General features: G+C 49.9%; 12 protein-coding genes. 10 read left to right on the top strand and 2 right to left on the bottom strand.

What is annotated here, in order from left to right; translation table 11 throughout:
- The first annotated feature begins 382 nt into the window (after nt 1-382).
- From AC6R0L_RS02930 to AC6R0L_RS02890, 9 genes are all read left to right on the top strand, one after another.
- Complete coding sequence (locus tag AC6R0L_RS02930; RefSeq protein WP_500628166.1) at nt 383-3,271, top strand: pyridoxal phosphate-dependent class III aminotransferase; 2,889 nt, start codon at nt 383-385, stop codon at nt 3,269-3,271.
- Between the two features lie 12 nt (nt 3,272-3,283).
- Nucleotides 3,284-4,528 carry a carboxynorspermidine synthase gene (locus AC6R0L_RS02925; RefSeq protein WP_487903723.1) on the top strand — a complete coding sequence of 415 codons (1,245 nt, stop codon included), beginning with the start codon at nt 3,284-3,286 and terminating at the stop codon, nt 4,526-4,528.
- Nucleotides 4,529-4,658: 130 nt separating this feature from the next.
- The gene (nspC, locus tag AC6R0L_RS02920; RefSeq protein WP_500628170.1) at nt 4,659-5,792 is read left to right on the top strand and encodes a carboxynorspermidine decarboxylase; all 1,134 of its coding nucleotides are present in this window, start codon (nt 4,659-4,661) and stop codon (nt 5,790-5,792) included.
- A gap of 284 nt (nt 5,793-6,076) precedes the next feature.
- A complete protein-coding gene (locus tag AC6R0L_RS02915) occupies nt 6,077-15,181 on the top strand; it encodes a T1SS-143 repeat domain-containing protein (RefSeq protein WP_500628165.1) in 9,105 nt (3,034 codons plus the stop codon).
- 18 nt (nt 15,182-15,199) lie between these two features.
- Nucleotides 15,200-17,344, top strand: coding sequence for a type I secretion system permease/ATPase (locus tag AC6R0L_RS02910; protein WP_500628164.1), 2,145 nt, complete (start codon nt 15,200-15,202; stop codon nt 17,342-17,344).
- A complete protein-coding gene (locus tag AC6R0L_RS02905; protein WP_500628163.1) occupies nt 17,337-18,656 on the top strand; it encodes an HlyD family type I secretion periplasmic adaptor subunit in 1,320 nt (439 codons plus the stop codon). The genes AC6R0L_RS02910 and AC6R0L_RS02905 overlap by 8 nt, the downstream gene beginning before the upstream one ends.
- 18 nt (nt 18,657-18,674) lie before the next feature.
- Complete coding sequence (locus AC6R0L_RS02900; RefSeq protein WP_487903135.1) at nt 18,675-19,985, top strand: TolC family outer membrane protein; 1,311 nt, start codon at nt 18,675-18,677, stop codon at nt 19,983-19,985.
- Complete coding sequence (locus AC6R0L_RS02895) at nt 19,982-20,596, top strand: OmpA family protein (RefSeq protein WP_500628162.1); 615 nt, start codon at nt 19,982-19,984, stop codon at nt 20,594-20,596. Before AC6R0L_RS02900 ends, AC6R0L_RS02895 begins: the two co-directional genes overlap by 4 nt.
- Nucleotides 20,586-21,512, top strand: coding sequence for a PstS family phosphate ABC transporter substrate-binding protein (locus AC6R0L_RS02890; RefSeq protein WP_500628161.1), 927 nt, complete (start codon nt 20,586-20,588; stop codon nt 21,510-21,512). Before AC6R0L_RS02895 ends, AC6R0L_RS02890 begins: the two co-directional genes overlap by 11 nt.
- 80 nt (nt 21,513-21,592) lie before the next feature.
- Here AC6R0L_RS02890 and AC6R0L_RS02885 read toward each other — a convergent pair whose 3' ends face one another.
- Both AC6R0L_RS02885 and AC6R0L_RS02880 read right to left on the bottom strand, forming a co-directional pair.
- Nucleotides 21,593-22,105: a glycine cleavage system transcriptional repressor gene (locus AC6R0L_RS02885; RefSeq protein ID WP_500628160.1), complete on the bottom strand. Its 513-nt coding sequence runs from the start codon at nt 22,103-22,105 to the stop codon at nt 21,593-21,595.
- Nucleotides 22,106-22,297: 192 nt separating this feature from the next.
- Nucleotides 22,298-23,188, bottom strand: coding sequence for a DUF3943 domain-containing protein (locus tag AC6R0L_RS02880; RefSeq protein WP_500628159.1), 891 nt, complete (start codon nt 23,186-23,188; stop codon nt 22,298-22,300).
- A gap of 180 nt (nt 23,189-23,368) precedes the next feature.
- Between AC6R0L_RS02880 and AC6R0L_RS02875 the strand changes: the two genes are divergently transcribed.
- A partial coding sequence (locus AC6R0L_RS02875; RefSeq protein ID WP_500628158.1) for a CinA family nicotinamide mononucleotide deamidase-related protein occupies nt 23,369-24,214 on the top strand: 846 nt, incomplete at its 3' end.

Genomic DNA, 24,214 nt, shown 5'->3' with positions numbered 1-24,214 from the left:
TCGGAGGGCAGTCGCAGTGACGCTCTGGGGGACACGCGTGAGGTCATTCGGGCTGAGTGAACACCACGTAGGGTAGGTATCGATAAGTCCTTTTATCGATAGACGGGATACTGTTGTCGTATAGCGACATATGAATGGGAAACCCAACATTGAATCCACTAAACAAACACACATTGATCAGCTTAGTTCTTCCTGAGTGCCCTGTTTTACAAGACAGTTGCATCACTGAACCTTGATTTTCTACTAAACGTCGAATCCATCCCATGTGATGGTATGTTTATGCTTGGTTGCGATTTGCTATCGACACCGGGCCGTTTGCTGTTCCTTTTCCTCTCCCATTTTATCTCGGAAAAGGCCGAAAATTGTTTCAATGGAACTTATCATGAGCACAGCTTTTGAAGTCGATACCAACGCTATCGCAACCCCTTTTTCAACTCAGATTCCCGTTGTGGATGGTCTGTATGATCTCACGCCTGATCAAATTTTGCTTGATCAGCAGCAGCACGAATCTGAAGTTCGCTCTTACCCTCGACGTCTACCGATCGCGATTAAACAAGCGTACGGTGCTCTAGTTGAAGATACTCGTGGTCAGTTATTCCTCGACTGTCTGGCCGGTGCGGGTACATTGGCTTTGGGTTATAACCACCCAGAGATCAACCAAGCACTGAAAGATCAACTCGACAGTGGATTGCCGTATCAAACATTGGACATCGCCACCCAAGCGAAGACCCACTTTATCAAGACGGTGAAGGAGTTCTTGCCTGAGCAATTAGGCGACAATTGTGTGATTCAATTTTGTGGCCCTTCAGGTGCGGATGCTGTAGAAGCCGCGATCAAATTGGCGAAGCAGACCACCGGTCGTAACACCATGTTTGCTTTCCGTGGTGCGTACCACGGTATGACAAACGGCACTATGGGCATGATGGGCAACCTAGGCACTAAAGCGCGTCGTACTGGCCTGATGTCTGATGTGCACTTTATGCCATTCCCATACAGCCTACGCTGCCCATTCGGGTTGGGTGGCGATGAAGGCGCGAAAGCCAGCATTCGTTACATTGAGCGTCTACTTAACGACGACGAAGCGGGTATCATGAAGCCGGCAGCGATTATTGTAGAGCCAGTTCAAGGTGAAGGCGGTGTGATCCCTGCACCTGCATTCTGGCTGCAAGGCCTGCGTCGTATCTGTGATGAGCACGGCATCCTGCTGATTTTTGATGAAATTCAATGCGGTGTAGCGAAAACAGGTTACAACTTTGCGTTTGAAGAGGCGGGTATTGTGCCAGACGTGCTCTGCCTATCGAAAGCGATTGGTGGCGGTATGCCGATGTCGCTGTTAGTCATCAACAAACAGCACGACACTTGGAAACCGGGCGAGCACACGGGCACCTTCCGTGGCAACCAGTTGGCAATGGTCTCTGGTGCCAAAGCACTTGAAATCATTCAGCGTGACAACTTAGTGGAGCACGCTAACATCGCCGGTCAATACCTGCGCCTTGGTCTAGAAAATATCCAAAAGCGTGTCAACTGTGTCGCAGAAGTTCGTGGTAAAGGCTTGATGCTAGGCGTTGAAATCAAGAAAACCAACGGCGAGAAGAACAAGTTTGGTGAGCCAGCCTCTGATGGTGCGATGACGTTGCGCATTCAACGCGCGGCACTAGAACGTGGTTTGATGGTTGAAAAGGGCGGCCGTGACGGTTCGGTTATCCGTTTCCTACCACCGCTGATTATTTCGTTTGAACAAATTGATTTTGCGCTACGCACACTTGAAGCGGCGATGATTGCTGCTGGCGCGGACTACGTTGAAGCACCTGCGGACAACCAAAAGTGGAACAAGCATTTTATTCACACCGGTGAGCAGGGTGCGGATGAGTTCGCGGCGGTGATGTCTCACACTACGCGTGTGATGAAAGCGATGTTTGAGCAAGTGGAAAAACCATACTCAGGTATGGACCCTAAATTGCTTGAAGCGCAAATCAATGCGGTCAACCTTGATGCCTCTGAAACCAGCTTGAAAGAGGTGATTGAGAGCACGACCGACTTGGTGGCGAAAAATGCTATTTTTACTCAGCACCCAAGCTGTATTGCTCACTTGCATACACCCCCTTTGATGCCATCTGTGGCGGCAGAGGCGATGATTGGTGCACTCAACCAGTCAATGGATTCATGGGACCAAGCGTCTTCTGCAACTTACGTTGAGCAAAAAGTGATTAACTGGCTGTGCGACAAATACGACATGAGCCAAGACGCCGACGGCATCATGACCAGCGGCGGCACGCAGAGCAACCAAATGGGTCTTATGCTGGCGCGTGATTGGATCGCCAACAAGCTTTCTGGCCACTCTATCCAAAAATTGGGTTTGCCAGATTACGCCGACAAATTGCGAATCGTCTGTTCGGCCAATGCGCACTTCACCGTACAAAAATCCGCTTCTTGGATGGGCCTAGGTGAGAAAGCGGTATTACCTGTACCAGCGAATATTGACGGCACCATGAAAGTAGAACTGCTTGAACAAGTGGTTGCAGATGCAAAAGCGCAAGGCTTGATTCCATTTGCGATTGTCGGTACGGCAGGGACCACGGATCATGGCGCGATCGATGATCTTGAGCGTATCGCCGAGGTTGCCGAGCAGCACGAACTCTGGATGCATGTCGATGGTGCATACGGCGGCGCACTGATTCTCAGTGGCTCAAAAGGTCGCCTCAAAGGTGTTGAGCGCGCAAGCTCCATCAGCGTGGACTTCCACAAGCTGTTTTTCCAAACCATTAGCTGCGGCGCTTTGCTAGTGAACGACAAAGCAAACTTTGCGTTCTTGCTTCACCACGCGGACTATTTGAACCGTGAGCACGATGAGTTGCCAAACTTGGTCGACAAGTCTATCGCGACCACCAAGCGTTTCGATGCACTGAAAGTCTTTATGACAATGCAAAGTGTCGGACCAAAGGCGCTCGGTGAGATGTACGATCACCTGTTAAAGCAAACTCAGCAAGTGGCGGATATGGTTGAGGCGGCACCTGGTTTTGAACTGTTAGCCAGACCTGCACTATCGACGGTGCTATTCCGCAGCACGCTGGGTGACGAAGCGAACTTGGATAAACTCAACAAGAAAGTGCGTATTGAAGCGCTGGTACGCGGTATTGCGGTATTGGGCGAAACCGTCATTGCGGGCAAATCAGCTCTCAAGTTTACGATTTTGAACCCAACGCTTTCATTGAAAGATTTTGAGAAACTATTAAACGACATCAACCAACTTGCGGTTGAACTAGTAAAATAAGGTAACAAGACCATGGCAATTCTACAGATTGGTGCCGGCGGTGTTGGCTGGGTAGTCGCGCACAAAGCGGCTCAGAACAACGACGTCCTCGGTGATATCACTATCGCATCACGTACTTTAGGTAAGTGCGAGAAGATCATCGAATCGATTCAGAAGAAAAATAATCTGAAAGATTCAACTAAGAAACTAGAAGCGCGCGCAGTGAATGCGGACGACGTGGAGGCACTGGTTGCCTTAATCAAAGAGGTTCAGCCTGATCTTGTGATCAACGCGGGTCCTCCTTGGGTCAACATGGCGATCATGGAAGCGTGTTACCAAGCAAAAGTGTCATACCTAGATACCTCGGTAGCGGTTGATTTGTGCTCAGAAGGTCAGCAAGTGCCTGAAGCGTACGATTGGCAGTGGGGCTACCGTGAGAAGTTTGAAGAAGCAGGCATCACAGGCATTCTTGGTGCTGGTTTCGATCCAGGCGTGGTATCGGTATTTGCCGCGTATGCGGTGAAACACTTGTTCGATGAAATCGACACGATTGACGTGATGGATGTCAACGCGGGTGATCATGGTAAGAAGTTTGCGACTAACTTTGATCCAGAGACCAACATGCTTGAAATCCAAGGCGATTCTTTCTACTGGGAAGACGGTGAGTGGAAGCAAGTACCTTGTCACTCTCGTATGCTTGAGTTTGATTTCCCTAATTGTGGTTCTCACAAGGTGTACTCTATGGCGCACGATGAAGTGCGTTCAATGAAAGAGTTCATCCCTGCAAAACGCATTGAATTCTGGATGGGCTTTGGTGATCGTTACCTTAACTACTTCAACGTGATGCGTGATATTGGCCTACTGAGCCCAGATCCGCTGACGTTGCATGACGGCACTGTGGTTCAGCCACTGCACGTATTGAAAGCGTTACTTCCTGACCCGACCTCATTGGCGCCAGGCTACACAGGTTTAACCTGTATCGGTACTTGGGTGCAAGGTAAGAAAGATGGCGCAGAGCGCAGCGTGTTCATCTACAACAATGCGGACCACGAAGTCGCCTATCAAGATGTGGAGCATCAAGCGATCTCCTACACGACAGGTGTGCCAGCTATTACGGCTGCGCTTCAGTTCTTCCGTGGTAAATGGGCGGATAAAGGCGTGTTCAACATGGAACAGCTCGACCCAGATCCGTTCCTAGAGACCATGCCTGAGATTGGTCTAGATTGGCATGTTCAGGAACTCGAGCCTGGCCAACCCGTGATTCATAAACTCAAATAATCGAGTATCGGGTGTGAGTCCACACCCAGCGATGCTCATCAAAGCAGCCATTGGTCGTGTTCAATGGCTGTTTTTTGTCATTTAGGGTTCTGTGGTGGCACAGCACAGTAGAACTCTTAAGCAGGAACTCGTGATGCACAACGAATTGAAAACTCCGTACTTTATGATCAACGAAGACAAGTTGATTGAAAACCTAGAGAAAGCCAAGCAGCTCAAAGAGATTTCGGGTGTTAAGCTGGTGTTGGCGCTGAAATGTTTTTCAACCTGGGGTGTGTTTGACATCATCAAGCCCTATCTTGATGGCACCACCAGCTCTGGCCCATTTGAAGTGAAACTCGGCTACGAAACGTTTGGCGGCGAGACGCACGCCTACAGCGTGGGTTACAGTGAAGAGGATGTGCGTGAAGTCGCGGACATCTGCGACAAGATGATTTTCAACTCGCAATCACAACTTGCTGCGTACCGTCATATCGTTGAGGGCAAGGCGTCGATTGGTTTGCGTCTCAACCCAGGTGTCAGCTACGCAGGTCAAGATCTGGCTAACCCAGCGCGTCAGTTCTCTCGTTTGGGCGTGCAAGCGGACCACATCAACACAGAGGTGTTTGATGGCATCGATGGCGTGATGTTCCACATGAACTGTGAAAACAAGGACGTCGATGCGTTTATTGGCTTGCTCGATTCTATCTCTCATCAGTTTGGTGACTATCTAGATAAACTCGACTGGGTGAGCATGGGCGGTGGCGTCTTCTTCACTTGGCCAGGATATGATATTGACAAGCTGGGTCTAGCACTCAAAGCCTTTGCCGACAAGCATGGCGTACAAATGTATCTCGAGCCGGGCGAAGCCATCATCACTAAGACCACCGATTTAGTGGTTACCGTGGTGGATATCGTTGAGAACGGCAAAAAAACAGCGATTGTTGATTCGGCGACCGAAGCGCACCGCTTAGATACGCTTATTTACAACGAGCCTGCCTCGATTCTAGAAGCGTCTGATGATGGTGAGCATGAATATGTGATCGGATCATGTTCGTGTCTTGCTGGGGATCAATTCTGTGTTGCACACTTCGACCAGCCGCTTGAGATTGGTCAGCGCCTTCATATTCTTGACAGCGCGGGCTACACCATGGTGAAACTGAACTGGTTCAACGGCCTGCGCATGCCATCTGTGTACTGCGAGCGCTCGTCTGGTGAGGTACAGAAGCTGAACGAGTTTGATTACTCGGATTTCAAACGCTCTCTCTCGCAGTGGAGTGTCCGTTAAACATCAATATAATGTGATGAATAGACGGTTCTACAAGCCATTTCTCCCAAACCCTGTCTTCGGATAGGGTTTTTTATTGTCGTCAGAATTGTCTGAAAATTCGACGCTTTAGCTGCATCTGGTATCAGGTTCGCTACAATTAACCATGATCTAGGTTAAATTCTTGACTATTAGACGTTAACTGTGTGTACTGGATGTGCACATTATTAAATATACCTATAAAAAATTTGTTGCTGGGTTGTTTTTGATTCGGTTGTCAGGTGAGTTAAAGGCTAGGAGAGCAGATGCGCCCTATTATGTATATTGAAGTTGGCGGCGTCCTTTGGCAGATCATGCCAGATGGTAGCTGGCAACAAATCCCTTTCGACACCAGCAAAGAGCCCGATGTGCTGGTGATTACTCAAGATGTCGAGGGTGACAATCTTGTCCTGACGCCAGAGCAAGAAGAGGCCATTGAAGCGCAGCTAGACCAAGTGGTAGAAGAGCTGACTCAATACACGCTCAACAACCGAAGCGGAGAGGCGTACTCAGGCGCGAATTCGCAAGAGAGTCAAAGCGCTTCTTTGATTAACTTTGTTCAAGCAACCCTGCAAGAAACCATCGCTAAAGCGGGCTTTGACACCCGTCCTAACGACCCTTTCGCTAACGATGATGCCCAGCCTGAGCCAGAAGTGCTTGATCTCCTTAATCAAAACGCTCAACTGAGCGTGGATATCCTCGATGGCGGAGACGGCTACGAAAACCGATTTGAATCGCCAGGTGTGGTGATCCAAGGAACGGCGCCGAATATTCGTGACGGTCGCACCGTCAACATCACCATTACCGATATCAATGGTAAGAGTGTATCAACCACTGCAGTGACGAACGATGAAATCTACTCGGTAAGCGGAGTGGATTTGACCTCTCTCGCCGAGGGACCCCTGTTGGTCAACGCCGTGGTCGCAGACAACTTTGGCAATAGCGTCAGCGCCCAAGACAACACAATCAAAGATACCCTTGCCACCATTGATGTCGACTTTGATGGTGAGGGTGACGAATACTACAACCAGTTCGAAGTGAGTAACGGCGCCTTAATCGGGCGTGTCGAGTTCGTCCAAGATGGTCAGCCCATCACAGTGCGAATCATTGACAGTGTGGGAACAACGTTAACACTGAGCTCTGTCGTTTCCGGCGGAACTTGGGCGATGGATAACCTCGACCTCAGCGCACTCGCCGAGGGCACCTTAACCGTTATCGCACAAACCATCGATGTGGCGGGTAACCCTGCAATCGCGCAAGACACCATCACCAAAGATACGTTGGCGTCAATTACGGCAGATGTCGAAGATGGTGGTGACAACGTCATCAATATTAATGAAAAAGAGAGCGTGACGTTCTCCGGCGCCGTGGCCAATGTCGAAAATGGTCAGCCTGTTCATGTCGTGATCACCGATGGCAGTACAACCCTTGAATTTGACACTGTGGTGGTGAACGGTCAGTGGCAGGTAGAGGATGTCGATATTGGTGATTTTGTCGACGGCACTTTAGAGGTCACGGCCAGTACGCAAGATATTGCAGGAAACCCTGCTACCACGACCGATACGAGTACCATTGTCGATACCACTGTCCCTACCATTGATATCGACACCCTGTCGGGCTTTAGCATTTTAGATTTTCGCCAAGGCAATTTGACTACGATGCAAGGCACAACCACGGGGGTTGACGATGGATTGTTGGTCACCATTACCGTTTCAGACGGTACGCAGACGTTAACCTTTCAGGGCGCCGTAACGGGCGATGCATGGAGCGTTGAAGATATCGATATCTCGTCGCTTGACCTCAGCCAAACGTGGACCATTGATGCGTCTGTTTATAACGCCATTGGCAACCAAGCTGTCGACGATATGCCGACGATCGTCCTGCCTGACTCGCTCTCATTTTCTGAAACCGTGGTGGGCATATTTGGCAGCGAAGCAAAAGATGCCAGTATTAATGTTGATTTCGCCGATTTTCGTTTTTATTCCGATCAAAGCTTTCTGACCGATAGTGTCACCTCGCAAAACAGCAGTATCACGGTGACAGTCGCTGGCGATGGGCAAAGTCTTGAAGGGGTGAATAACACTGATGAATTGGTGTTCAGAGCACAAATCGTCGGCGATGAAGTTCGCGTCACCTTTTACAAAGCGATAGATCAAGGCGAAGGGTTAGATTCACTGCAAACGGCTCTGTTGCTTGAAGGGATACAGACGGACGCCGATGGGACAACCGAAACCGTCATTGCCCATTTACCCATTACGATTAAAGACTCCGATCCGCTAGTGTTTGGCGAAAGTTACACCATGACAGAAGGGACAACGTCATCAGGCAACTTGCTCAACAATGATATTGATTTGGATACGCAACTTCTGATTCGAGAAGTAGAAGTCGGTGGTGACACGAAAGCCATCACCGGCAATCAGCCAGTCAGTTTTACCACTAGTGATGGCGTATTGACGGTATTTGCCAATGGTCACTGGACGTTCACCGCATCGCGAAACTTAGATCACAACGCAGAGCACTTGGTTTCTATTAACTACAAGGCGGGGGATGAGAGCAATGACTTTGGCACCACAACCGCTACGATCACCATCAACGATGGTGGCGCGGGTGATATTCAAAACGGTGTGGCAAGTAGCACAGAATCCGACCTAAGCGATGTTTCCGCTCCTCTTAACGCAACGTTTGAAGTATTGGCTGGCTCGGATAATCCCGATCCGTCCTCCCTTGTGTTTGCCAATGGCACGCTCGCTTTGCTCGACGCTTTGGGTTTGCAGTCGACCTTAGATTTAGCCGATATCACTTATACTTTAAGTGGCGATGGTACCCTTATTACTGCCAGTTCGGCTGGCGAAACCATCTTTACTTTAACATTGAGCGCAGTCGCCAATGGCGATGATGTGACGGCAACGGTCACCCTTAATCAGTCGCAGCCCATCAGTCACACCTTAAAAAGTGATGCTGTCACTATTCCTTTTTTGATTGCCGGTAGCGATTTGGATGGCACGCCATTGTCATCCGGTGCATTTGAATGGGTGATTCACGACGGTGCGGATCCTGAGTTGGCCAATGCCACCAGCGTGACGCTCAATGAAAGCGATCTTGGCTCAGCACCGTTAAGTGCAAATGGTAGTTTTTCTCTCACGATCGGCAGTGATTACCTCGATAGTCTGTTTTTTGATTTGGCCGACCAACCAATGTTAAGCAGTGGCGGGCGCGATATTGTCTTTGTTTTGAATGACGACGGCTCGCTCTCTGGCTATACAGAAGATCTGAACACTCGTCTGTTGCCCGATGAACTGGTGTTTACCGTCACCTTTGCTCAGCCTGACAATGACGCGGATGCAACCGTTCCCTATACCGTCACTCTCTATCAAGCGCTCGACCAACTGGATGGTGATAGCACGTTGCCGATCGTGGTCACCGCCAAAGACAACGATGGCGATGAGTCGAAATTGACCTTGGATATTACCGTCAGCGATGGTGGCGTGCCGAGCATTGGTTCTGGGAACGTCGATTTGTCTGAAACGCCAAGAGCAACAGGCGTGACAGCGAAAGCGACCGCCGACGTTTCATTTGATGTCAGTGCAGCGTTTGACCCGTTGGTTTATTTGGGCTTGGGCGTTGCAACGGGTGATGCCGTGTTGGACTCGAATGGCGTTCCCATCACCCAAAACGGTCAAGCGATCACATGGCGAGACAATGGCGATGGGAGTTACGATGCCATTCTCGCCAATGGTCAAACCGTTTTAAGCGTTTTTCTGCCTAGCGACTTTGTACTGGCGGCAGGTGACACAACAACGATTGATGTACGTCTTGAGCTGTATCAGCAAATTGATCACAACCTTGCAGGCAATGATTTAAGCTTAACCATCCCCGTACCGGTCTACACGGTGGATTCAGATGGGACGGAAAATACCGTTGAATCGAGCATCACCATTTTTGATGGCGCGGATCCTCAAATTGAAGTGATTGGGTCGATGGATGTCGATGAAGAGGGGTTGACCTCAGCTCAGCAAGACAGCGGTATTGAAACGTCAACGCCTTCGATCAATTTGATTGAAGGTTCGGATGATATCGTTTCCTTGAGTTTAGATCGTACCGCGTTTGATGCACAAGGCTATACCAGTGGCGGCGTCGCACTGACATTGGCTGAGGTCGACATCAATGGTTGGTACTATGCGATGGCTGATGGCGACGAAGCGTTTCGTATCCGTTTCAACCTGGATGGCAGCGTTGAATTTGAATTGTACCGCCCATTGGATCACGAATCGGGTTTAGGTGAAAATAACCTCGAACTTAACTTTTCTTTGACGGCGACCGATGCGGATGGCGATGTCTCTAGTGCCGTAGACTACACCGTCAATGTCAAAGACGATGTGCCGATCACGGTGGATTCGACGCTCAATTTGGTCGAAGGGGACAGTCAATCAGGCAACATGATCACCGCATTTGGCCGTGTTGGCGCCGATGGCGGTCAGTTGGCCAGTATCGGTTATGATGTCGACGGCAATGGTAGCTATGATCAGTATGTCTTTAGTGATGCCAATCCATCACATACCATCGATCTCTATAACGACAACACCCCATCAGACCCCTACGGCACGCTAACGATCAATCGAGACGGTAGTTACACCTTGGTGACCAACAAGAGCGTAGATGCAGACCCAGCATTGAAGGACTCCCTGCAAATGGTAGTGCGGGACTTTGATGGCGATGAAGCCACCAGTATGATTAGCTTTGTACTGGGGGACAACGAAGGCTTTATTCGTGTTGCTGATACGCAAACGACCGAAGACAATCTCGCTACGCTGGCGATTGAAGTCTCCACAGGGGATGTCGACCAAGAAGAGCAGGTGACGCAAATCGCCATCAGCGAAAGTTCGCTTAAAGGTGGTTCACTCTATCTCAATGGTGTGCTGCTTGTTGCCGTTGACGGATTGATTACCCTCTCTGGCAGCCAACTCGATAGCTCGAATCCAAGTTTAGTGGTACCCAATGGTACGTTGACGTATCTTCCTGCGGAAAATCAGTCAGATACTACACAGTTGATTTCTCTTGATGTCTCTGCGGTGATCAGCACGGATACGGGGCCTCGAGATCTAACGGAAACGCTAGAGGTCTCGGTGTTACCGATTGCTGATACCCCTGACTGGGGCCAGTCCCAGTTTACTTACAGCACGGTTGAAGATGCCGACGAGGCGCTGTCACTGGATATCACGGCCAACCTTGTCGACCTTGACGGCTCTGAATCGCTTAAATATGAGATCTCAAATATTCCCGACGGGATCACCGTTACTCTTAATGGCTCGCCCATCAGTGAAGGTAAACAGTACACTCAATCTCAACTCGATCAGATGAAAATCGAAGCGGACCCGAATGTCGCGGGGAGTTTCACGTTCGATATCAAGGCGGTTGCGATTGAAGCGGGGAATAGCTTTGCTAATAGCGATGATAAAACCGCTGAAACCACCTCACAGGTGGTGGTCAACGTGAGACCGGATGCCGATACGCCGACCCTTGAAGTAAAAGACATCAAAGGGTTGGAAGATGAGGGGATCAATCTTCAAGATTACATCTTCGCTGGCCTCACCGATACCGATGGCTCAGAAAGCTTACGCCTCAACATTCAAGTACAAGACGGCTGGACTATTGAAGGCGGCAGCGATATCGGTAACAACCAGTACACGGTGTTTGCGGCGGATCTTGCGGGTGGTTTAGTGACGTTGGTGCCTAAAGAAGACATCAGTTCCTACACGGAATCACTCTTTATCAATGTGACCGCTGTGGCGACAGAATCTACCCAAGATGGCTTGATTCCAGAGAACTCTGAAGCGTCAAGCAACACTGAAACGATTCAAATTTACCTCAAAGGCGTGGTGGATGAGCCGACGGTCATCGATGGCGGCCAAGGGCATTGGCAGTATGACGCTGAGAACAAGGTGATCAGCAATCAAGCGGACATGTTGGAAGATGCGCTAATCGCACTCGATTTTGTTGTCCAAACCAGTGACGACGATGTCTCAGAAGCGATCAATATTCTACTCACCGATATTCCAGAAGGTACCCAGTTAGTTGATGCTTCTGGAAACCCTGTTGCGTTAACCATCGCGTATATCGATGACACCACAGGTCCTGTATATCAGGTCAGTAATGACGACTTAGCGTCGCTCTATCTCAAACCAGTTAAAGATTTCAGTGGCCAGCTCACCTTGTCGGTGATCGCGGTGTCGACCGAGCCTGACGGTGATGCCGGCGAGTTCCCAATGACCGTCGAGATTGAGGTGTTGCCTCAGGTGGATCAAGCCGATGGCCAAGTGATTTCGACCCAAGGGGTCGAAGACCGATTGATTTCACTATCGCTTCAGCCGTCCATCAATGCCGATCAGGATGGCAGTGAGACCTTAACCGGTTACGTTATTACGTCACTAGATAACGACCTTACCCTCTACTTTGATGGGAAGCCCATTGAGATTGGAAGCGGCCTCGATTTGAGATTGGATGGCGACACGCCCACCCTCGATAGTTTATTAGCCAGTGGCCGTTTGAGCGTGCTGGCGAGCGAAGACTTAAGTGGCGTGTTCAGTGTGGGCATTCAATACCAAGTGACAGATACCTCTAGCGAAGGCGCGACCGATGTTCGCTGGCTTGACGGTTCGCTGAGTGTCAATGTGAGTGCAAAAGTCGAGCTGGATACGCGTCTTGAAAGCTCCGGCAAATTGTACAGCAGTGATGATGGCTCCGCGGTGGATATATCGGATGCGGTCATTTTCATTGACGAAGATCTCGATGGCTCAGAATACCTCGATTACATTTTGCTCGTCGTTCCGGATGGGTACACCTTGATTGTGACGCATCCTAATGGTGCTAGCCAAGACGGTGATGGTAATTGGCTGATTCCAGCAGCGGGTTTGACCAGTGACAGCTTCCAGGAGAGCGTGACACAAATTCTAAATGGTGCGACTATCTCCAGCGCACAAAACACCCCAGTGTTGGATATCGTGGTTCGCGCGCGCGTGCTTGACGGCAGCGATGACCGCTTTATCGATACCAGTTTTGAACTGCAGATCACCGGTCATGATGGCAGCGGAACATGCGATCCAGTCGGAACGCCCGGTGATATTCAGTCAGGCGATATTACGCAACCGGAAGGCGACAACATCGACCTCTCTGGGCTACTCAATAGTGATGTTGCTAGCGATCCAGACAACGTCATCTCGTTCTTTGTGCCGGCCGATTCACTGCCCGAAGGCGTTGAGATTCAGGGCAGTGGTGTCACTGTCGAGTATGATCGTTTGGGGAACGTGATTGGCTATTCCATTACTGCTTCGGCGCTGGACAGTTTGGTCTTGACTGGTATCGATGAAGACTATGCGGGCATCCTTACTTTTACCGTTCAAACCATAGAAACCTCAGCCTGTAATGGCACCTCGGTGACCACTGACCAAACCATTACTATCAAGATTACGCCCGTGGTCGATGACATTGCGGTCACGGCTGATACTTACACGATTCAAGAGGATGCGGTCAGTGACCTCAACCTATCGCTCATTCTTGGCGATAGCATTGAAGACAGCCAGATGATCACTGGCGAGGGCACCGAAGCAACGGGTAAAGAGACAGTCAATAGCTTAACCGTGACTTTGACTGCCGGTGCGACGCTATCTGGCCCTGAGGATGTGTTGCAAGACAACGGCGATGGAACGTGGACTATTTTGCAGCCTGCTCGATTAAATGAAGTCGAGTTGGTGCCGCCAGCGCATTACAGTGGAGACGTCGTGATGACCTTCACTGCCAATATCACCGATGAAGCGAGTGACATCGCCGAAACTGACACACAAGATAAATCCACCACAGTCACCGTCAATGTTGAAGCTGTCGCTGATGAAGCGAATCTTGTGACAGAGAACGTAACTGGTGACGAAGACAGCTATATTTCTCTCGGCTCCATGAGTGCGGCGCTGATCGATCAAGACGGATCAGAAAGCCTCTCTTTGAGTTTAAAAGGTGTCCCTGATGGTGCTGTTGTGGTTTACAAAGTGGGAGACAGTTACGAGCTTGCACCAAACAATGGTCCTGATGGCGGCACTTTTAACGGCAGCAACACCTATGAGTGGCAGTTAGACAGTGCTCGCTTGAGCGATGTGTACATTCTTCCGCCACGTGACTTCAGTGGTGATATGCCTCTCTCCTTGGAAGCGATAACCCAAGAGCTTGAAAACAGTGATGTTAATTTCACGAGTTCTGAATTCATTGTCGGTGTATTGCCGGTAGGTGACCGTGTAGAGTTGGTCGACCTTGCTGATAGCTTGACGAGTGAGGAAAACACCGGTGTGGAGATTACACTCAACGCCTCGAGTTTTGAGACCAACAGTGACGAGTACCTACTACTCAGTTTTATTATTGAACCGACTTCTGACGCTAGTGCGTTTACGGGCTTAGATCGGATAAAAGTGGGATTGCAAACCTCGGTGTTTTTGTCGACAGGCGATGGCCGAGCGATCGCGACTGTACAGGTTAAAGCGAGCGAAATTAACAACGTCACTTTCTTCCCGGGTGATGCTTTTGGAGAGTTCGACGTGACGATTTCTGTGTCGAGCTATGATCAAGCGATCGTGTTGGGTGAGCTTGCCGATGATCTGGGCGAGGCGACCGAGGAGAGTTTAACATTAACCATTACGCCGGAGCCTGATGCGCCCAATCTGACTGTGGATTATGACACCATTGTCGCCGATGCCGATGGCATCATCCCATTGGGGCTGAGTCTTGAACTTATCAATCCAGCCGACAATGAAACGGGCAGCGTGATCATCTCAGGCTTGCCGAGTGGCCTAGTGTTAAGCGCGGGTACTAGTCAAAACGGTAAGTACACCGTTGCGATGGAGGACATCGCTGATTTATCGATTGTTGGCGGTTACGATGGAGCCAGCGATTTTCAGTTGTCGATTGAGCCGGTGGCCAGCATAGGTTCCGATTCAGCAAGCGGTGTCGCGCAAGTTATTGACATCAGTTTGCAAGACCCAAGCGTTGTCTCAACCACGTTGACGGGTACTGATGGCGTTAATGACCGATTTGTGATTGGTCAAAGTAGCGGCACCGATACGATTACGGATTTTGAATACAGCGCCGATAGCGATGCCATCGACTTAAGTGCGATTTTAACTGGCGTGACCGACGGCGATAGTGCGGCGCAACAACTTGATATTCGAGATGACGGCGGGGATGTCTTGATTGAGGTGACACCAGATGGCAGCACAGTTCAGCAATCCGTGCGTATTTCGGGTGTGAGCCTTAATGACTTCGCGCCGAGTGTGAACGGGGAAGCCGAGATTCTGCAAAAAATGATTGATGATCAAAACCTCATCGTGCAGTAAAGGATGGGAAAGAAGGCTATGGAACAAAACGGGGCGTTAGACCCTTGGTATGCAGCCCTTGAGTGGTGGGTAAACCACTTTGATAAACGTTGCCACAAGGATTTGTTGCTGATGGGGTTGCCGCTGTCTGAACACGGTAGGATGGATCATCAGCTCTTTTTCCGTGCGTTGGAACGGGCACAGCTATACGAGACGCCGTTGCCACTGTCAGAGATCACTCCACAATCCTTACCCCTCTTGCTGGTGGATAAACACAGTAATCAACCCTATATCGTCACCAAGCACGATGAGCAAGGCTATCAGCTGTGGTCGGCAGAGGGCGAGAAGACCATGAGCGCCGAAGAGATCAAGCGGTGCTCAGAGCCTAACCTGTGGCGCATTGACGTTCAAGCACACTATGACGAGAGAGTCGAAAACTCGCAGCCTCGTTCCCAAGGGCATTGGCTATGGAACGTGGTCAAAGAGGTGAAGCCTTGGTATCGAGATCTGCTCGTAGCGTCTTTACTTATCAACGTGCTGGCTCTGGTTGTCCCGCTGTTCACGATGAATGTGTATGATCGAGTGGTGCCCAATCAAGCCTTTAGTACCTTGTGGGTGCTGGTGGTTGGGGTCTGTGTCGTGATTGTTTTCGACTGGTTGCTGCGCGAGGCGCGAAGCTCAGTGACGGATGTCGCTGGGCGTTATCTGGATAATAAGCTGTCTGCCATCTTGCTTGGTAAAGTATTGGGGATGAAGCTAGAAAACCGTCCGCAATCGATCGGGGCGTTTTCTCGCCAACTTCAAGATTTTGATAGTGTCCGTGACTTCTTTACCTCCATATCGCTAGTTACCTTGATTGATCTGCCTTTTACCCTGCTGTTTTTGCTCCTTATCGGCTGGCTAGGTGGCGCGATGATGTTGATTCCTGTCACTGTGATGCTGGTGCTGATCGGATTGTCGGTCGCGATGAAAGGCAAGATAGAACAAACCCAACAGGAGACGGCAGCGCTGTCGAGCCAGCGTCAAGCCCAACTGTTTGATTGCTTAAGTTCGTTGCCTGAAATCAAACAGAATAACGCACAAGGGACGATACAAAAACGCTGGGAGCAGACGGTCGCTTCCTTGTCCGACTGGCAAAATCGTTCTCGTCATTATTCCAACTTAGTGGCGCACTCAATTCAATCGAGTCAGCAAATCGTCACCATTTGTCTAATCGTGTTTGGTGTCTATCAGATTTCTGAGGGCTTGCTCAGTATGGGCGGGTTGATTGCAATTGTGATGCTTAGCGGTCGAGCGGCGGGCAGCATCAATCAACTCTCTCTTCTCATGCTGCGTTATCAGCAAACCAAGACCGCTATCGAAGGGCTTAACGCTATCATCGAGTTGCCTCAAGAGGATCAAGAAAGCAGTAAATTGTCCCAAGGCCAGTTCCAAGGCGGCGTGCGTTTAGACAAGGTGAGTTACCAATACCCTCAAACTCCTACACCTAGTTTAGAGAGCGTAAGTATTGCTATTCCCGCCGGTGAGCGTGTTGGGATTATTGGCGCTGCGGGTGCGGGAAAGTCTACGTTACTTGCCATTATCGCCAAGCAGGCAAATCCAACCCAAGGACGCGTTTTTTATGATGAGATTGATAGCCAACTTTGGCCGAGTGCCACCATTCGTCATCACACCGGCTGGGTGGGACAAAACCCACAACTGCTCTATGGCACAGTGATAGACAATATCACCTTGGGCGCGAACGAGGTCGATCAGAAAAAGTTAGCGCAGGCGATACAGCTTTCGGGATTGGGTGCCTATCTCGATCGTATGAGTAACGGGTTGGAGACCCAAGTGGGTGAAGGCGGACGTTTTTTATCCGGCGGTCAACGTCAAGCGGTGGCGTTGGCGCGTGCTTTTTATCGCAACTCAAGTTTATTGATTCTAGATGAACCGACCGCTTCCTTAGATAGCGACGCAGAAGCGCGTTTATTCCATAGTTTGCAGTCGTTGCCGCGTGACAAAACGATGTTCATTAGCTCGCACAAACACTCCTTCCTCTCCTTGTGCGACCGTATTTTGGTGGTTCATCAGGGGCAGATCGTTGCAGATGGCTCACCCGCAGAGATCTTGCATGCGCGTAAAGAGACCAACAAAAAGCGTGTTCGCTCTGTCTCAGTGGTCAAAGGAGGCAAGCATGAGTAGCACCGCGTGGAACAACGCGCATCTAGCCTATCGCTCACGTCGCTTGATTTGGTTAAGTGGTGCGCTCATTGTTGCCATCATCGTGTGGGCAACGTGGGCCAAACTGGAAGAGGTGGTGGTGGGCGAAGGAAAAGTGGTACCGAGCCTTTCTGTCCAGACGATACAAAGCCTAGAAGGGGGCTTGGTAAAACAAGTGCTCGTCACTCAAGGTGAGCGCGTTGAGCTTGGTCAGCCCATAGCGATTTTAGACGACACGCGTTTTAAAGCGAGCTTTCAAGAGTCGGCTCAACAAGCGCAATCTTTGCTGGCACAAAAGCAGCGTCTGGAAGCCGAATTGATGAGTGTTCAAGTACAAAGCTCGCAAGTTGACTGGCGTGAGCAGGTCAACGTGGTCACCGCGCCCTTTGTGTTAGAAGAGGGCAGCCATAATGCACTATTTAATGAGCGCGCGAACTACTTGGAGCGCATCGGCCAGCTCAATGCAGAGCTTGAAGAGTCGACGCTGCGCATAGAGCAGCAAGCGCAGGCCTACAACGATACCTTGAATGCCATCAAAACGTTGCAAAGTAGTCTGGCCATTGTCACTCAAGAGCGCGACATGTTAGGTGACGTCGTTGCCAGTGGCGCGGTTGCGGAAGTCGAACTGCTCAAGCTCAATCGCGATTACGTCAAGTTACAAGGTGACATCGCCAGCTCACAAGTGATGGCGCAAAAGCAAAAAGCCGCCTACGCCGAAGCGATTGCCGATAGGCGAAGCACGGCGCTCGATTTTCGTGCTAAAGCGCAAGGACAACTGAATGAAGTCGCCACTAAACTGGCTCAACTGCAAGAGAGTCAACAGGCGATAGCGGATCAACTTAATCGCACGCAGCTTGTCTCGCCAGTTGATGGACGAGTCAAAGAAGTCTTTGTTCGCACTATTGGTGGTGTGGTAAGACCCGGCGAGCCGATCATGGAGTTGATACCTGAGAACAGCACCTTGATAGTTGAAGCGAGGATCTCGCCGCAAGACATTGCTTTTGTGCGCAGCGGCCTTGCTGCGACCGTGAAATTCAGTGCCTACGATTTTGTCATTTATGGTGGATTAGCAGGCAAAGTCACCTATGTCAGTGCTGACGCCCTGCAAACGGAAGAGGGCAATGCCTACTACCGTGCTCACATCACGTTGGATGACAACGAAAAGGTGTCGCAATTTACCATTATTCCCGGCATGCAGGTGGCCGTGGATATCTTGACGGGGGAGAAAACCGTCCTGAGTTATTGGCTAAAACCTATTTTGAGAGCAAAAGAGAATGCTCTTCGAGAACGATAATAAACATAAGGATAGATAATGCGTTCCAAATCGCTATTGTTAGGCGTGTTGCTGTCGAGTTCAGCGCACGCCATTTCTCTGGAAGAGTCGGTGGCGTTTGCCATCGATTACAGCCCAGAGTTGTTGGCTCAGTATTCCCGCTATCAGTCTGTAGTGCGTGATGGTGATGCCGCAAGTGGACTTCAGCTTCCACAGGCCAACCTTTATGCTGCAGCCGGTTATGAGGAGACGCGTTACAACAGTGGCTCATACATTGATCCAGATGATAGAGGCTTAACGCGCACCGAAATTGGCCTAAAAATCTCTCAATTGCTGTTTGATGGTTTTAGTACCAGTTCAAATGTGGCTCGTTTGGGGTATGAGGCAGAAGCAGAGCGCCTAACGTTAATCTCAAGGGCAGAAAACGTATCACTCGACATTGTGCGTATTTACTTGGAACTGCTAAAAGCGCAAACCTTACTTGAGCTTGCAGAGCGCAATGTCCGAGAGCACCAAGAGATCTACCAAAATGTATTGGACAAAACGCAAAAAGGGTTGAGCAGCAATTCCGATTTAGCGCAGATTTCAGCGCGTGTCGCCACGTCTCAATCCTCTCTTATCGCTTCGCAGAACAATCTCGTCGATCTCCAGACTCAGTATTTGCGCTTGGTGGGCAAAATGCCAACGGACTTGGTCGATCCTGTGTTTGATGACGCGCTGCTGCCGAGCAGTGCGGAGGTAGCGAAAACGCAGGCCATCGACAATCACCCCGAAATCAAGGCGGCGGTATTGGATTTGGATGCCGCGCGTAAAGAGGTTCGCCGAGAAAAAGGCGGTTATTACCCAGAGATCAAGCTTGAGTTACATGCCAACAAGAATGACAACGTCAGCAACGCTGAAGGACCAGATGAAGATGCGCGCATCATGCTGACGATGGATTACGATATTTTCAATGGCTTTGCCACCGATGCGAGTGTTGAGTCTTCCGCTTGGCGCGTAGAAGAGGCTCGCGCTATTCGCTTGCGCACTGAGCGTGAAGTCGAAGAGGGCACGCAACTGGCTTGGAACGCCTACGACATGTTAGAGAAACAGATGATGTTACTGCAACAAAACGTGGATGCAGTGAAAATTGCAGAGCTTGGTTATATCCAGCAGTTTAACGTGGGTCGCCGCAGTTTGTTGGATGTGTTGGATGCCAAAGTGGAAGTGTTCTTAGCGAGAAAAAATTATGTCTCAGCCAAATACGATCATACCTTAGCCGCATACCGACTGTTTAATGCGATGGGTATTCTTACTTATGCGCTTCGAGTCGAACATCCAGAAGAGTGGCAAGGGGAGGAGAAACAATGATGAAGTGGTTACCCCTCTCGCTTGTGCTGCTGACCGCTTGTGCGCAAGAGCCAAATATTGAGACGACGCGTCACCAAATTGATGATCTGACCGATGACGATCGCGACGGCGTGATCAATCAGCGTGATTTGTGTGCATTGACGCCGGACAATGTGGCTGTCGACAGACAAGGTTGTACGCAGTGGCAAATTGAAGTAAAAGCCAACGTGATCAGTTTTTTCTTCGACATGGACAAGCACCAAGAAACGCCGGAACATCAGGCGCCCCTTGAGCAACTCACGCAACTGCTTGATGCGCACCCCGATGCGTCGGTAATATTGCTCGGTGATACCAGTCCTGAAGCGAGCTTGGCGTACAACCAGGCTCTGGCTAAGCGTCGCACCTACACCATACGTTTGATGCTTGAGCGACAAGGCATCGACCCCAACCGTATTTCAGAGCAGGAGTTCACCCAAGTGACGGCATTGACTCAGTATCTGCATGCGCGTAAACGCCGTGCCATTGCCGTCGTCATGACCGACGTCATGAGCGTAAAGCCAACGTGGACGATTTTCAGCTCCGAGCAACAATTAACACCCAAAAACAACGCAGAGGTGAAAAATGAACAGTAAACTTTTGCCACTGATGTCGACTGCGTTGTGTATTATGCCTTGCAGTATGGTCTCTAACGCGTCAGCGCAAGATTCGATCACCTCAGTGGCGGTGGACAGTCATATGGTCTCTCTTATCGGTGCATTAACGGATGGCAAGTTTGAGCAGTTGGACATTCTTAGCCGAGAAAATATTCCTGCCGCTATGCTTAGCCGAGAAGTGAGGGTCGGTGTGAGCGCTCGTCGCTGGACGGACTTAGAAGTGGCCAAATTTGAAAAGCTCACCGGGTATCGTCCGACCGAGCTTTACTTTACCGCTGATGTGGTGGCCGTACTAGCCAACGAAGAGAACCCAAACCAAGAGGTGACATTGCAACAGCTCCGTGACGTTTTTGGTTGTAACGACGATGTTCTGCCTACGCGCTGGTCAACGTGGGGCGAAGAAGCAGAAACGCCGCTGATGCTGCCTTTTGCGGTGGATGAAGGTTTAAAACTCCATCATACCTTCCATGAGTGGGTCACGTGCAAAGAGGGCACCTATGCGGCGACGCAGTTTGTCGCGGATGAAGAGGGGCTGGAAGAGGCGCTGGATGATAACGAGCAAGCGCTGGCGTATGTGACCTATTCTAAGCGTTGGCAAGATGCGAATATCTTGTCGGTCGTCGATGACCGAGGTGATCGTTACGATGTGAATAAAGAAACCATCTTGTCGGGCCGTTATCCGCTGTCGAGTGTTTATTACTTGTATCTCGACCTGCCACCACATCGAAATTACTTTTCACCGTCAGAAAAGCAGTTTATCGAGTTGGCACTGAGCCAAGAGCATCAATCGGTGCTCAATCGCTTTGGCTTTATCAGCTTACCTGAACAGGCGATTTGGCGAAATTATGTCAAGCTAGGCCTAGAGCCACCTATCGTTGAGGGTGGTTACAAGTAACCACTTCACTGACACTAACTCATTCGATCTAAAAAGCCCCAAACGGGGCTTTTCTATTGGTAGAGGCGGTGAAATTCCAATTAGGACTCGACCATGACGCGCGTATCTTCACTCAGCGATTCGAGTTCGTTGGCCACATCGTCAATGCTGATCTCCTGTGGTAATCGAATTGCCATGTTGGCGGTGAACAAACTCGAGCTCACTCCACCACCGCCCGCAATAAAGACGCGCTGGCAATCCATGTCGAGAATATTAATACCTTGACCATCCAGTACGTGAGTGATCTCATTAACGATGCCGTTGCGATCGTTAGCGTCTAAACGGATTTGATAAATGGTATCCGAGGCATGAGCCGCAGTGTCTGAATCGACAATTTGCACCAACAACTCATCATAAGATTGGAATGCGGCTTTGACGGTGTCTACGTTCTCCGCCGGGACATCGACTTTGATCACGGCCGCGACTTGATCCTCAATAAAGTTCACTTTGCTAATCAGCCATTTACCGCCGTTCTCATGGGTAATGGCCGCGAGGTTTTTGATTGTGGTTGGCGTCGCTTTACCAACAAAATTGACAATAAATGTGTGAGTCATAAGTGCCTCCTGCGTTCTTGGACGAAAACATATCGTCTCATTTCAGTGTAGGATCGCGGTAAAGTTGAGGTTTGACTTAGGTCAATTTTTCAAGCTAATACATTGTTGAAATTGAGAATATTGGTACTTCTGACACAAAAAAGCGACGCATGGCGTCGCTCGATGAAGAAGCGTAAACACGAGACGTTGGGTTTAAAACGTCACTTTAAGCTCAAAACCGTAAAAGACGGGGTCATAGGTTGCGCCTGAATTGAGGGCAAACGTCGCGGCCTCTTGGTTACCAAACCACGGATTGCTCACGTACTGCCACTCTGCGCTGCCGCCCCAGGCGTCAGTCACCCAACCGTGAATGTGGCCAACGGGGTTCAAGAAAAACAGTGTTACGTCACCCATGCCTTGGGAGCCGAACACTTCACCGCCATCGGCGACGATACTTTGTTCTGCTTCAAACATCATCTCACCGACTACGGCGCCAAAGAATGGGGTGATGAACAGATCTTGCCAAGAGGGCACTTCCGCAAAAGCTTCCACGCCGTACTCCCAGAAAAACGCTGACATCGTAGCGGAATAGAGGAAGGACTCAAACTCATTGAATCCAGCGTGACGCGCCGCAGTGTAGTAGACACCCCCAAAATAGGGGTGCATGATGTAATTGAGAAAATGCTCGTCACGATCCCAAACTGGACCATCAGAGACGTTGTCTTTCCACTTCTTACCCAAATTACTCAGGTCACGACTCTCTTCATCCCACTTAGTGATGGACTCAGGCAGTAGAGTCATCAGGCCGACAGTGGCGACACTGAGGCCTAAAATGGTGTAGGTTTGGCCCATCAAGTAATCCCAGTCTTTCTCACTTTGCACCGTAAGATAGCGTGGGCGAGGAGGCTCAGAGAGCTCAAGCTCATTTGCGCTCAGACTTAAGGTAAAAGGATCACCGCTTTGGTATTGGTATGAGTGCGCGTAGAAGGTATGGGGCTTGGCAGGGATATAACTCAACTCTATCGGCTGAATATCATGTTGGCTTCCTGCTGCGGCATAAGACGACGCCGTTAATAATAGTGCACCCACGCTTTTTCTAAACACATGAACTCCAAAGGGTTGTTATATTGATCGCGCTCACAATTATCCCTTATAGAGGAGAGAATGCAAACCAGTAAATGTCATAAATAAGAAACTAGGTGATATTAGTAATGTCTGTCACTATAGAGCGATAACAAAACAGATAAGTTTCACGCGCTGACGCTACCAAATAAAGGAATTCATATGTTAAAAATTGCCATGTTAAGTACTGGGGAAGAAGTGCTCCACGGAGATATCGTCGACACCAATGCCGCTTGGCTGTCTGAGCAGTTCTTTACGCACGGCTTTTCATTAGCTAAACGTTCTACCGTTGGTGATGAAGAAAGTGCCCTAGTGGAAGAGCTGTTGATGTTGAGCTTTAACTATGACGTGGTGGTGGTTAATGGCGGCCTCGGACCAACCAGCGATGATTTAAGCGCGCACGCAGCTTCGTTGGCTGCAGATGTGGAGCTTGTGCTGTATCCCGAGTGGCTTGATAAGTTGACGGCCTTTTTTGCTACCCGCAATATGGCAATGCCCGAAAGTAACCGCAAGCAAGCGATGTTACCTAAAGGCAGTGTCTTACTCGACAATCCTATCGGCACGGCGTGTGGGTTTAAGGTCGTGATCAATGACTGCGTGTTTTATTTTACACCGGGTGTGCCGAGTGAATTTAAGCGCATGGTCAAAGAGCAAATCTTGCCTGATTTAAAACAGCAGCACCCTCAAGTGCAGGGGTACGAATGCAGTCGACTCTATACGTTTGGCACGTCCGAATCGGCGTTGTCTGACATGCTCGATAAGGTGGCATTACCAGAGGGGTATACTCTGGGCTATCGGTCTTACCTGCCTTTTATTGAGGTCAAACTCTTTGGCCCGAAAGGAGAGCTAGAGACACGGGTTAAGTTACTGCAACTGATTTTTAATCTCATTGAATCTAGTGTGGTGTCGGTAGATGAAACCATGCAAAAGCATGTCGCGTTTTTAATCGAAGAGCGTAAATCATCGATTGCGACCGCCGAGCAATCGACGTTTGGCGCGCTATCTCAG

The organism is Vibrio sp. R15-SG3-ISO1A (genome assembly GCF_059833955.1).
The sequence above is the reverse complement of the archived record's forward strand: the minus strand, read 5'-3'. Positions and strand labels throughout refer to the sequence as shown.

Bases quoted from the DNA above. Each gene is read 5' to 3' on its own strand.
- AC6R0L_RS02925 (WP_487903723.1), top strand. From the start codon at position 3,284: ATGGCAATTCTACAGATTGGTGCCGGCGGTGTTGGCTGGGTAGTCGCG.
- AC6R0L_RS02890 (WP_500628161.1), top strand. From the start codon at position 20,586: ATGAACAGTAAACTTTTGCCACTGATGTCGACTGCGTTGTGTATTATG.
- AC6R0L_RS02915 (WP_500628165.1), top strand. From the start codon at position 6,077: ATGCGCCCTATTATGTATATTGAAGTTGGCGGCGTCCTTTGGCAGATC.
- AC6R0L_RS02895 (WP_500628162.1), top strand. From the start codon at position 19,982: ATGATGAAGTGGTTACCCCTCTCGCTTGTGCTGCTGACCGCTTGTGCG.
- AC6R0L_RS02905 (WP_500628163.1), top strand. From the start codon at position 17,337: ATGAGTAGCACCGCGTGGAACAACGCGCATCTAGCCTATCGCTCACGT.
- AC6R0L_RS02885 (WP_500628160.1), bottom strand. From the start codon at position 22,105: ATGACTCACACATTTATTGTCAATTTTGTTGGTAAAGCGACGCCAACC.
- AC6R0L_RS02930 (WP_500628166.1), top strand. From the start codon at position 383: ATGAGCACAGCTTTTGAAGTCGATACCAACGCTATCGCAACCCCTTTT.
- AC6R0L_RS02910 (WP_500628164.1), top strand. From the start codon at position 15,200: ATGGAACAAAACGGGGCGTTAGACCCTTGGTATGCAGCCCTTGAGTGG.
- AC6R0L_RS02900 (WP_487903135.1), top strand. From the start codon at position 18,675: ATGCGTTCCAAATCGCTATTGTTAGGCGTGTTGCTGTCGAGTTCAGCG.